The sequence below is a fragment of the Pantoea sp. ANP04 genome, assembly GCF_041982285.1.
Classification (GTDB): Bacteria; Pseudomonadota; Gammaproteobacteria; order Enterobacterales; family Enterobacteriaceae; genus Pantoea; species Pantoea eucalypti.
In genome coordinates, this window is record NZ_JAUTYS010000008.1 from 85,930 (window position 1) to 98,143 (window position 12,214).

Here is a 12,214-nt window from a genome sequence, read left to right on the forward strand (position 1 = left end):
AAGAGGGCCAGATGGCCCTCATTTTGTTAACGCTTATTCTTTTTCATATGCGCCATCAGACGCTTGCGTTTACGCTGCTGCGTTGGCGTCAGCAGGTTACGTTTGCCTTCATAAGGGTTATCACCCTCTTTGAACTGAATACGAATTGGCGTTCCCATCACGTTCAGTGATTTACGGAAGTAGTTCATCAGATAGCGTTTGTAAGAATCAGGCAGATCCTTCACCTGATTACCGTGGATCACTACGATAGGCGGGTTATAACCACCGGCATGCGCGTATTTCAGCTTAACGCGGCGACCGCGTACCAGCGGCGGCTGGTGATCGTCTGCAGCCATGTTCATGATGCGCGTCAGCAGCGAGGTATTTACGCGTCGGGTCGAGCAGTCATAAGCTTCTGTGATCGACTCGAACAGATTACCCACGCCGCTGCCGTGCAGCGCAGAGATAAAGTGGATACGGGCGAAATCGATAAAGCCCAGACGGAAGTCCAGCGTCTCTTTCACTTCATCACGTACTTCCTGCGACAGGCCATCCCATTTGTTGACCACAATCACCAGCGAGCGACCACTGTTGAGAATGAAGCCAAGCAGTGAGAGATCCTGATCGGAAATGCCGGCATGCGCATCAATCACAAGCATCACCACGTTGGCATCTTCAATCGCCTGCAGCGTCTTGATCACCGAGAATTTCTCTACAGTGTCAGAGATTTTGGCACGCTTACGGACACCGGCGGTGTCGATCAGAACGTATTCACGTCCATCGCGCTCCATCGGAATGTAGATGCTGTCGCGGGTGGTGCCCGGCATATCGTAGACCACCACGCGGTCTTCACCGAGAATGCGGTTGGTAAGCGTTGACTTACCTACGTTTGGACGACCAACGATAGCCAGTTTGATCGGCAGGCCCGTCGGGTCGAAGTTTTCTTCTTCCTCTGCGGCTTCCTGCTCAGCAATCTCGTCAGCTTCTAACGCAGCCCAGTAAGCCTGGTTCTCTTCTTCTTCAGTGAGCTCGACCGCCTCAACTTTTTCCATCCACGGCAGCAGCGCCTCTTCAATCAGGCTGCTCACACCACGACCATGCGACGCCGCAATGGCGTGGATTTCGCCCAGGCCCAGTGAATAGAAGTCGACAATCGCCTGATCCGGATCCATCCCGTCAGTTTTATTTGCCACCAGGAAGGTCGCTTTCTGACGGGAACGGAGATGCTTCGCAATTTGCTGATCGGCGGCCATCATGCCCGCACGCGCATCCACCATAAACAGCACAACATCGGCTTCTTCGATCGCCAGCAGTGACTGTTCAGCCATCCGCGTTTCAACACCCTCTTCGGTGCCGTCGATACCACCGGTATCAATAACAATAAATTCGCGCCCTTCCACTTCGGCGCGACCATATTTGCGATCGCGAGTCAGTCCAGGAAAATCCGCTACCAGCGCATCACGTGTGCGTGTTAAACGGTTGAATAGCGTAGATTTTCCCACATTGGGACGCCCAACCAGCGCGACCACAGGTACCATAACAAAATGCCTCAATAAAAAATTAATCGCCCGAATGGCGAGATTATAACGGCTCTGGCCGTTAAGTTCAGGCTTAAGGCGCAAAGAATACCATGCCTGACTAAAAACGAAACGGCCCCTGATTAAATCAGGAGCCGTCGGAACGGAGGATTTCACCTGCCAGACGTTTACCCGTTAACGGGTAATCGCATAAACCTCACCGTCTTTGGACTGGATCAGCAGCTTGTCGCTGGCAACTACCGGCTCGGTCTGGAAGCCTGAGCTATCCAGTTCCTGCTGCGCGACAAAACGTCCATCTGTGGTGTTCAGCCAGTGCAGATAACCTTCGCTGTCACCGACTATCAGATAACCGTTGTAGAGCACCGGTGAAGTCAGGTTGCGATGCAGCAGATCGCTTTGACGCCAGATGGCAACACCGCCGTCAGTGTTAAGAGCGATCACACGATCGTCCTGATCGACCAGATAGATACGGCCGGCATCAACAATCAGATCCTTCACACCGCCGATTTCGCGTTTCCACAAAATCTGACCTGAACGCAGATCCAGCGCCGACAGATTGCCATTGTAGGCCAGTGCATAAACGACGCCGTTAACGATAACCGGTGTGGTATCGACGTCATTAAGACGGTCAATCTCCGTGGCACCGCTGACCTGAGAAATACGCTGCTGCCAGATCAGCTGTCCCTGGTTCATTGCCACGGCACTGACACGGCCGTTGTCGCCACCGACAATTGCGCCGCCAAAGGCCACAGCCGGCGCAGATTCACCGCGCAGAGACAGCGCTGGCATATCCAGGTTGACGCTCCACTTCACCACACCGCTGCTCTGATCCAGTCCCTGCAACATGCCATTGCTGGTATGAATCAGCACCAGACCATCGCTGACCACCGGACGTGACAGCGCTTCACCGGCGACTTTCGTCTGCCAGGCCACGCTACCATCGCTGCTGTTCAGGGCAAAAACCTGGCCGCGTTCGCTGCCAACATAAATGCGGTCGCCATCGGCCGTCAGGCCACCTGATAGCAGGGCTGAAATATTTTTCGAGAAGAAGCCGGTTTTCTCAGAGAGATCGACTTTCCACTTTTCTTTACCGTCTGCGGCATCCAGTGCTTTGACGATACCAAAGCGGTCGGCAGCGTAAACCGTATTATCCTGCCAGGCAGGATGCAGATTTGAGTAGAAATCACCCACACCGTCACCAACCGAGGTGCTCCACACTTTCTGTGGCGTGAACTGGTTTTCGACCTTCGGCAACGGGGCCATTTTTACTACATCTTCTTCGCCGCTAAACAGCGAACAACCGCTGAGCAAAGTGACTGAAATCAGTCCCGGCAGCAGGTATTTACGTAATTCCATGCGCTCTCTCTTGACTGGCTTAGCTTAAGTTATTCATCTTCATCTGCATCATTTGCTTCAATGCCGGAGAGGCGTCAGATTCAACCCCTTTACTCCATGCATCGCGCGCGCCCTGCTTGTCGCCTTTGGTCAGCAGCGCTTCGCCGCGAATATCGGCCACAATGGCTGTCCAGCCATCACCCTTCACACCGTCAAGGGTTTTAAGCGCCGCATCCGCTTGATTCTGTTGCAGTTGAATGCGTGCCAGGCGCAGGTTAATCACCGCCTGCAGATTGGCATCTTTGGTATCTTTCAGGCCGTTTTGCAGCAGTGATGCCGCTTTATCAAGCTGACCGGCGTCAACGTACTGCTTCGCCAGATCCATTGCGGCCAGAGCACCGTAAGTGTTGCTGTTTTCACTGGCAAAACGGTTTACCGCTTCCAGCGTTTCCGGCTTGCCTGCCTGCATGGCGCTGGTCAGCTGCTGATACTGTGCGGATACCGATTTCGCCGTATCATCCTGATGACTGCTCCAGTAACGCCAGCCACCCAGCGCAGCAATGCCGATCACTACGCCAATGGCTAACGCTTTGCCATTATTGGCAAAAAAGTTGCGCAGCGCGTCGGTCTGCTCGTTTTCATTGCTATACACTTCCACGCAATCCTTCTCCTTTCTATGGTTGGTGCTGTGTCACGCTTACTGTAGCAGCGTACGCAATACAGCAGCAGCCTCTGCCTGATCCAGTGTTTGCTGCTCGCCACGGCGCAGATCTTTAATCACGACCTGACCGGCTTTAACTTCATCCTCGCCTAACACCAGGGCAACGCGCGCGCCCCACTTGTCAGCACGGGCAAATTGCTTCTTGAAGTTGCCGCCGCCAAAGTTGGTCATCAGCCTCAGTTCAGGCGCTTCATCACGCAATTTCTCAGCCAGCTGCATCGCAGCAGACTGCACGCCCTGACCTGAAGCGATAACATAGACATCCACATTGCTCGTCGGTTCAAATTCAGGATTAACTGCCTGAACCAGCAATACCAGACGCTCCATACCCATGGCAAAGCCAACGGCAGGTGTCGCGCGGCCACCGAGCTGCTCAACCAGGCCATCATAGCGACCGCCGCCGCATACCGTGCCCTGTGAACCCAGGCTATCCGTCACCCACTCAATCACGGTGCGGTTGTAGTAATCCAGACCGCGCACCAGACGCTGATTGACGGTGTAGCTGATTCCGGCATCATCCAGCAAGGCACACAGGCCGCTGAAATGTTCACGTGATTCATCATCCAGGTAGTCGCCAAGCTGTGGCGCATCATTCAGCAGGTGCTGAACGTCGGGATTTTTACTGTCGAGAACACGCATCGGATTGCTGTACATGCGGCGTTTGCAATCCTCGTCCAGCACCTCTTTGTGCTGTTCAAGGAAGGCGACGAGCGCATCACGGTAGTGAGCACGCGCTTCCAGCGAACCGATAGAGTTAAGTTCAAGGCGAACGTGCTCAGAGATACCCAGGGCTTTCCACCAGCGGGCATTCAGCATGATCAGTTCAGCATCGATGTCTGGTCCCTGCAGACCAAAAACTTCCACGCCAATCTGATAGAACTGACGATAGCGGCCTTTCTGCGGACGCTCATAGCGAAACATGGGACCCATGTACCACAGACGCTGTTCCTGGTTGTAGAGTAAACCGTGTTCGATACCGGCTCGCACACAGCCTGCCGTGCCTTCCGGACGCAGCGTCAGGCTTTCGCCGTTGCGATCGTCAAAGGTATACATCTCTTTTTCAACCACGTCGGTGACTTCACCGATGGCGCGCTTAAACAGTGGGGTTTGCTCTACCAGCGGTAAGCGAATTTCGCTGTAACCGTAGCTCGCCAGCGTCTGCTTGAGAACGCCTTCAATCCGTTGCCAGAGGGCAGTATCCGCAGGCAGGTAGTCGTTCATCCCGCGAATCGCCTGAATATTCTTCGCCACGTTAGAATCTCTTAATGCAAAAAAACCTGTCCGGCATCATACCTTATGAGGATGAAACCGCACAGGTTCAGTCAAAAAAGTCACGCACGCAGACCGCGCGCGCCATTATTTTTCCAGATGCTGCACATCAATACGGCGGCTGGCATCCAGCATCGACGCTTTGGCGCGAATGCGCGCTTCCAGCTGATCGATCATGTCATTGTTGTCGAGACGATCGCGCTGACGCACGCCATCTTCGTAGAAACCACTCTTCTTGCTGCCGCCGGTCACGCCCAGCGTAGAGAGGGTCGCTTCACCCGGTCCGTTGACGACACAGCCGATAATAGAGACATCCATCGGGGTGATCAGATCTTCCAGACGCTGCTCCAGCGCGTTGACCGTGCCGATAACGTCAAACTCCTGACGTGAACAGGTTGGACAGGCGATGAAGTTGATCCCGCGAGAGCGAATGCGCAGTGACTTCAGGATATCGAAACCGACTTTGACTTCTTCAACCGGGTCGGCCGCCAGCGAGATACGCAGCGTATCGCCGATCCCTTCTGACAGTAAAAGGCCGAGTCCAATCGCAGATTTTACTGCGCCTGCGCGTGCGCCACCCGCTTCGGTGATGCCGAGATGCAGAGGCTGTTCGATCTGTTTCGCCAGCAGGCGATAAGATTCAACGGCAAGGAAGACGTCAGAGGCTTTTACGCTGACTTTGAATTGATCGAAGTTAAGACGGTCAAGATGATCGACATGACGCATGGCTGATTCCAGCAACGCCTGCGGCGTCGGCTCGCCATACTTTTCCTGCAGATCTTTTTCCAGTGAACCGGCGTTCACGCCAATTCGAATCGGAATATTGTTGTCGCGTGCGCAGTCAACCACCATACGGATGCGCTCGTTGTTCCCGATATTACCGGGATTGATGCGCAGGCAGTCGACGCCATACTCGGCGACTTTCAGGGCGATGCGGTAGTCAAAATGAATATCTGCAACCAGCGGTACATTCACCTGCTGTTTGATCAGTCTGAATGCTTCTGCGGCATCCATGGTAGGCACCGAGATACGAACGATGTCGACACCGACTCGCTCAAGGGCTTTGATCTGATTTACCGTCGCTTCCACGTCAGTGGTGCGGGTGTTGGTCATCGACTGAACAGCGATTGGCGCGCCGTCACCGACCGGCACCTTGCCGACGTAAATGCGTTTGGATTTACGGCGGATAATGGGTGCTTCGTTATGCATATTTCTTCTCCACAATTGCCCGGTACGCGATACGCTGTTATTGCGCACCCAACGTCAGGCGAGCAACCTGGTTATTACGGATAAAACGACTTAAATCAACGGGCTGATTCTGATATTGCACCTGAACCGCACGAGGCGCGCCAATTTTCAGACGATACGGAGGCGTTCCTGCGAGGCTGAGTTTACCACCACTACGCTGAATGCCGCTGAACAGTTTTTTGCCGGTCGCGTCACTGACTTCCAGCCAGCAGTCGGCGTTGAAGTTCATGACCACCGCATTAGGGTCAGCTGCCGGCTCATTGACCGCAGCTGCACCGACGGGCATCGGAGGTGCCGCGCTGGTTGTCGGCGTCGTGGCTGCTGGTGCAGCCGCTGAGTTGTCCACTGGCGCCTGGCTCGGCGACACCACAGCATTGCTGGTGTTATCCGGCTGAGTGGTGGTCGCGCTATTGCTGGCGGTGGCGGCCGGAGCCGCACTCGCCGGCGCACTGGCTGCGCCGCTGTTACTGGTCGTGGTGGTGTTGCTCTCGTCAGTTGCGGCAGGTGCCGCGCTATCACCACTGCTTTCACCCAGCGGAATCGACTGACCATTATCACCGCTGCTACTGCTCTGGTCGGTCATCGGCACCAGATCGTCCTGAGACGCTTTATGGTTCTGCCACCACCAGGCGCCCGTCAGCCCCACGACCACAAACACCACCAGCCAGGTAAAAATCATTAACCAGCCGTCGCGTTTCTTGCGGCGTTTGCCCAGTGAAAAACTTTGCATCGGCTCAATCTTTGAAGACCGAATCGGTGTCTGCTTCGCCATCATCGGCAGCAGTTCCTCTTCAGGAATATGCACCAGACGCGCGTAAGAGCGAATGTAGCCGCGCAGGAACGTGGAAGCTAAATCAGCAGGTGATTTGTCCTCCTCAATGTCACGCACGGTAGAAAGTTTCAGGCACAGGCGTTCAGCGACGTTCTGCTGCGTCAGCCCCATCTGCTCACGGGCCAGACGCAGGCGTTCACCTGTTGATTGTAATGCAGAGTTTTCTTGAGTGGCTTCAGTATTCATTAGCTAAATAACGCTGGTACTGTATCGATTGCGGAAAACGTCGCGCTAACCGGTCGCCATAACGTGAAACGTCAGCGGCATTTCCCTGTAGCGCGGCGAAACGTAAGTGTAACGCCAGACTTCGTGCTGTTTCAGGCAGTTGTTGCTGGTAAACACTAAGCAAAACCTGGGCCTTCGGCAGATGGTTATCTGCCAGCTGCTTTTCAGCTTCCGACAGCAGCGAGTCAGCTTTACGCCTGTCAGCATCAATGGCCTGACGTAACGCCCTTCGGGCAGCAGCAACATCGCCAGCCTGCAGATAACAAAAGCCTGCCAGTTCAAGCGCGTCATTGCGAGCATCAAACTGCTGTGCTGCGCTTGCCCGACTAAACTGTTGATGCGCTTCGTCATACTGCCTTAAAGCGCAGAGAAACGCACCGTAATTGTTAGCAACAAAACCATTCTCCGGCGCCTGCTGCTGTGCCAGTATAAACCGTGCCTGCGCCGCTGTCTGATTACCCTGCTTCAGTGCCAGCCGTGCCAGCGCAAGCGAGACCCGGTAATCATGTGGCGCAGCGGCCTGTGCCCGTAGAAAGTTTCGCTCAGCCGCAGCAGCGTCGCCACTGGCCAGATAGTGCATCCCTAACTGCAGACGCACCTCTTCTGCGCCAGGTTCACGCGGCTGACTGACACACCCGCTTACAACAAACAGCGCCAGCAACACTGCAGGTAATCCATTACGCATAATCGTTTCCCTCCGTTTGACGTTGACAGGCTGCAGCCTGCCACGGGTCATCACGTCAGGAAACGCGCGATTTCAACCTTCTAGAGAGGCTTCACAGATATGGCTTCACCCGCCATTTTGATGCGCATCGTCCGCTTGGTACGGTCAATGACTTCGCCGGCTAACTGACCGCAGGCGGCATCAATGTCGTCGCCACGGGTTTTACGCACGATGGTGGTAAAACCATAGTCCATTAAAACTTTAGAGAAGCGATCGATACGGCTGTTAGAGCTACGGCCATATGGCGCGCCCGGGAAGGGGTTCCACGGAATCAGGTTGATTTTACACGGTGTTTCTTTCAGTAATGCGGCAAGTTCATGCGCATCATCAGTGCTGTCATTGACGTGATCCAGCAGTACGTACTCAATGGTCACGCGTCCCTGGTTGGCGTTGGATTTCGCGATGTAACGCTTCACCGCGGCCAGGAAGGTTTCGATATTGTACTTTTTGTTGATCGGCACGATGTCATCACGCAGCTTGTCGTTTGCTGCATGCAGCGAGATCGCCAGCGCCACGTCGATCATATCACCCAGTTTATCCAGCGCAGGCACGACGCCAGAGGTGGAGAGGGTTACGCGACGCTTCGACAGACCAAAACCGAAGTCATCCAGCATGATCTCCATCGCCGGAACCACGTTATTGAGATTGAGCAGGGGCTCGCCCATGCCCATCATCACCACGTTGGTGATAGGACGCTGGCCGGTGATTTTGGCTGCGCCGACAATTTTCGCCGCACGCCACACCTGACCAATAATTTCTGACACCCGCAGGTTACGGTTAAAACCCTGCTGTGCGGTCGAACAGAATTTACACTCCAGCGCACACCCTACCTGTGAAGAGACACACAGCGTGGCGCGATCGCCTTCCGGGATGTAGACCGTTTCCACCAGCTGGTCGCCCACGCGAATGGCCCATTTAATGGTGCCGTCGGTGGAGCGCATCTCTTCCGCCACTTCTGGCGCGCGGATTTCCGTCAGCTCCATCAGCCGGTTACGCAGCTTTTTGTTGATGTCGGTCATCTGCTCGAAGTCATCGCAGCAGTAGTGATAAATCCACTTCATGACCTGATCGGCGCGGAAAGGCTTCTCGCCCAGCGACAGGAAAAATTCCCGCATCTGCTGACGGTTGAGATCCAGCAGGTTTATTTTCTGGCTTTTGGGAGAAACGACAATGGGGGAAGCGGACGCGGACGTCTCAATCTGTTCGGACATAATATTCTCTGGCCTCGTTGTTACACGTTATGGCGCTGTTCAGGGATAGGTGAAAAAATTGCGCCTTCATTAAGCGATGTCAATGAAGGCGCAATATTGTACAACATCTGCGGCCTGATAACAGGCGGGAGTGACCTCCCCTACGCAGATTTTTGTAAAGCCGCTGTAACGTTTATCGCCGGGCGATTAACGGGTACGTGGGCAGATTTCGTTTTCGCCGAAGAAATAAGCGATTTCGCGGGCAGCGGATTCAGCAGAATCTGAACCGTGGGTCGCGTTTTCGGTGAAGCTGTCAGCGTAGTCAGCACGCAGTGTGCCAGCCAGTGCGTTTGCCGGGTTAGTTGCACCCATCAGGTCACGGTGACGCTGAACCGCATTTTCACCTTCCAGCACGGATACAACAACCGGGCCAGAGGTCATGAATTCAACCAGACCATCGAAGAATGGCTTGCCCTGGTGCTCAGCGTAAAAGCCTTCAGCCTGCTCTTTGCTCAGCTGCAGCATTTTTGCGCCAACGATTTTGAAGCCAGCGCTTTCAAAACGGTTATAGATAGCACCAATCACATTTTTAGCGACGGCGTTTGGCTTGATGATAGAAAAAGTACGTTCGATTGCCATGATGACCTCTGTCTTGACGTTCTGAAGAAACCGGTGGCGTCCGCCCCGGTTAAGAAACGGCGCCGATTATAGGGGCTGAGTGCGGCATTGCCTATCAGAGATCCCCAATTTGTTGAAAATTCTTGATCTGAGTCGAGGCAGGCGCGCCATAGTTATGATTTAGCGCAAAAAATCGTCAGCCCCGAGTGAAGGTGACCGAGACAAGTTGTCCCTCTTCATCCATTACCACCAGCTGATACTCGCCGGGATGACCAAGATGCAGCGACAGGCTGTTCGCCGCGTTTTGCGTCATCAATGGCTCACCATTCAGGAACCACCAGCGTTGCGTGCCCTGCCCTCCCTGCACCGCGACCGGTATCGTCAGCGTGCTATTACCCGGCAGCGGTTTAACGATTTGCCGCTCAATAACGCCAGTGACGATCAGTGGTGCGCTACTGCCCTGTTGTAATGGCGGACAATGGGTATCGACAGGCGGTAAGCGCTGCGCCCGCCGCTCCTGAGGCGGCAGCCAGGCCTCCAGCGGCAGCGGCCAGACCAGCCGTTCGTGGCGGGTAGCGCCGGGGCAATCTGCTGCGACGCGCAGTCCCTGCACATTTTGCCAGTAGCCGGCACGTAATCCGCTGAGGCTCTCCTGACCGGGCGCCAGCAGTGTTGGCGGCAACGTATCAGAAGCGACCCAGCTTTGCCGACGCTGGCGGCAGTTTTCATCTCCGGCAGGCAACGGCTGACCACCAGGCCAGCATATGGTCGCGACCGTTACCGAGGCCGGACGTGGGTCGACCGGCACGTCACGCCTGCCGAGACGGCTCATCAGCACGCTGTTAATCTGATTCATGACTGGCACGGCAGAGGCGAAACCAAACTGCCCGGCAACCGGAGTCGCATCCGGCCGCCCCACCCAGACGCCAATCAGATAACGGGGATTGATGCCCACCGACCAGGCGTCGCGATAGCCGTAACTGGTGCCGGTTTTCCAGGCCAGCGGCACCACATCAGATACGCTGCCATTACCGGCCGGTTGCGCTTCACCCGCCAGGATGCGCCGGATGATCCACGCCGATGCGGGTGAAAGCAGCGGTCGCTGCTGCAAGGGTTGCTCGGGCGTCCAGCGCAGTGCAGCGGCATTGCCGTGACGGGCAAAGGCGCTATAAGCCGCCACAATTTCATCCATGCGGGCGCCGGTGCCGCCAAGAATCAACGAAAGATTGGGTTCCGCGCCGGGCGGGAAACGTAAATTCAGACCCACATTGCGCAGACGCGCCGCAACGTTTTTCGGTCCCAGCGCCTCCAGCACCTGTACAGCCGGCAGATTCAGGGAGCGTACCAGCGCATCGCTGGCGCTGACCGGCCCGTGAAAACCGGTGTCGAAATTGCCTGGCCGGTAATCACCAAAGCGACGCGGCACATCCTGCAGCAGCGATTCGGCATGAATCAGCCCCTCATCCAGCGCCATGCCGTAAACAAAGGGTTTTAACACCGAGCCAGGCGAACGCACGCTGGCGATCATGTCCACATGCCCGAACCGACTGTCATCGGTAAAGTCAGCCGAACCGACATAGCCCCGAACCGCCATGGTGGTGTGATCGACCACCAGCATCGCCAGTGAGGTGCGCGGCGGAAGCTGGTTTTTAACGTTCAGCGCCAGGCTTTCCAGCTCGCGCTGCAGTGAAGGATCGAGCGTGGAGACAATCTTGTCGCTGGAACTGATCGACAGTAATCGCCGGGCCAGCAGTGGCGCCATCTGCGGCATCTGCCGTGGCGGCAGCCAGACCGGCTCCTGCCGGATTTCCGCCACCTGCTCAGCGGACCAGATGCGGTATTCCGCCAGCCGATCCAGCACTTTATTGCGTGCCGCTTCTGCCCGCTCTGGCCAGCGATCGGGTCGAAGTCGGCTGGGTGCCTGCGGCAAAACTGCCAGCAGCGCCGCCTCGCCCGGTGTCAGCTGTGACGGGGATTTCCCCAGCCAGCTCCAGCTTGCCGCGCCCACCCCTTCCAGCGTGCCGCCAAAAGGCGCACGGTTAAGGTAGAGCGTCAGGATGTCACGTTTGGAAAGGTGCCATTCAAGCTGCAGCGCCCGCCACGCCTGGATTAGCTTGCCCCGCAGCGTACGGGGTTGCGGGTCGATAAGGCGTGCTACCTGCATGGTCAGCGTGCTGCCACCGGAAATAACGCTTTGATGGCGCAAATCCTGCCAGGCCGCACGCACCAACGCCAGCGGATTGATGCCGGGGTGATACCAGAACCAGCGATCTTCGTAGGTGAGCAGCGCCTGCAGATAAGCCGGAGCGACCTCTTCTGGTGTGACGGGATAGCGCCAGATGCCCTTGCTGTCCGCAAAGCGCCACAGCGGCGTGCCGTCGCTGGCCACAATCACCCGCGCAGGCTGCACCTCTTTAAGCGGCAGCGGGAACAGCCGATCCAGTCCCCACGTCGCCAGCCATAACGCCAGAAAAAAAAGCGGCAGCGCGAGCCACCGCTTTTTAATGGCGCTGATGTTAATCACGCCCTGCATCA

General features: G+C 55.9%; 10 protein-coding genes. All 10 read right to left on the reverse strand.

Annotated elements, in window-relative coordinates; all coding sequences use genetic code 11:
• Window positions 1–26: 26 nt before the first annotated feature.
• The 10 genes from der to pbpC all read right to left on the reverse strand — a co-directional run bounded on the left by der (window position 27) and on the right by pbpC (window position 12,212).
• Window positions 27–1,517 (reverse strand): ribosome biogenesis GTPase Der, encoded by a 1,491-nt coding sequence (gene der, locus Q7C21_RS12505; protein ID WP_008926703.1) that lies wholly within the window; start codon window positions 1,515–1,517, stop codon window positions 27–29.
• A gap of 174 nt (window positions 1,518–1,691) precedes the next feature.
• On the reverse strand, window positions 1,692–2,873 hold the full coding sequence (bamB, locus tag Q7C21_RS12510) for an outer membrane protein assembly factor BamB (protein ID WP_003848699.1): 1,182 nt from the start codon (window positions 2,871–2,873) through the stop codon (window positions 1,692–1,694).
• 19 nt (window positions 2,874–2,892) lie between these two features.
• Entirely contained in the window at window positions 2,893–3,510 is a 618-nt protein-coding gene (locus tag Q7C21_RS12515) for a YfgM family protein (protein WP_008926704.1), read from the reverse strand.
• Window positions 3,511–3,549: 39 nt separating this feature from the next.
• Window positions 3,550–4,824 carry a histidine--tRNA ligase gene (gene hisS / locus Q7C21_RS12520; protein ID WP_140033145.1) on the reverse strand — a complete coding sequence of 425 codons (1,275 nt, stop codon included), beginning with the start codon at window positions 4,822–4,824 and terminating at the stop codon, window positions 3,550–3,552.
• Between the two features lie 105 nt (window positions 4,825–4,929).
• Window positions 4,930–6,051: a flavodoxin-dependent (E)-4-hydroxy-3-methylbut-2-enyl-diphosphate synthase gene (gene ispG / locus Q7C21_RS12525; protein ID WP_003848692.1), complete on the reverse strand. Its 1,122-nt coding sequence runs from the start codon at window positions 6,049–6,051 to the stop codon at window positions 4,930–4,932.
• A 37-nt stretch (window positions 6,052–6,088) separates the two neighbouring features.
• The gene (rodZ, locus tag Q7C21_RS12530; protein WP_003848690.1) at window positions 6,089–7,108 is read right to left on the reverse strand and encodes a cytoskeleton protein RodZ; all 1,020 of its coding nucleotides are present in this window, start codon (window positions 7,106–7,108) and stop codon (window positions 6,089–6,091) included.
• Entirely contained in the window at window positions 7,098–7,832 is a 735-nt protein-coding gene (gene pilW / locus Q7C21_RS12535) for a type IV pilus biogenesis/stability protein PilW (protein WP_375150753.1), read from the reverse strand. The genes rodZ and pilW overlap by 11 nt, the downstream gene beginning before the upstream one ends.
• An 80-nt stretch (window positions 7,833–7,912) precedes the next feature.
• The gene (locus tag Q7C21_RS12540) at window positions 7,913–9,082 is read right to left on the reverse strand and encodes a bifunctional tRNA (adenosine(37)-C2)-methyltransferase TrmG/ribosomal RNA large subunit methyltransferase RlmN (protein ID WP_003848686.1); all 1,170 of its coding nucleotides are present in this window, start codon (window positions 9,080–9,082) and stop codon (window positions 7,913–7,915) included.
• 186 nt (window positions 9,083–9,268) lie between these two features.
• Window positions 9,269–9,700, reverse strand: coding sequence for a nucleoside-diphosphate kinase (gene ndk / locus Q7C21_RS12545; RefSeq protein WP_003848684.1), 432 nt, complete (start codon window positions 9,698–9,700; stop codon window positions 9,269–9,271).
• A 175-nt stretch (window positions 9,701–9,875) separates the two neighbouring features.
• Window positions 9,876–12,212, reverse strand: a complete 2,337-nt coding sequence (pbpC, locus tag Q7C21_RS12550; protein WP_375150754.1) for a peptidoglycan glycosyltransferase PbpC — start codon at window positions 12,210–12,212, stop codon at window positions 9,876–9,878.
• Window positions 12,213–12,214: the final 2 nt, after the last annotated feature.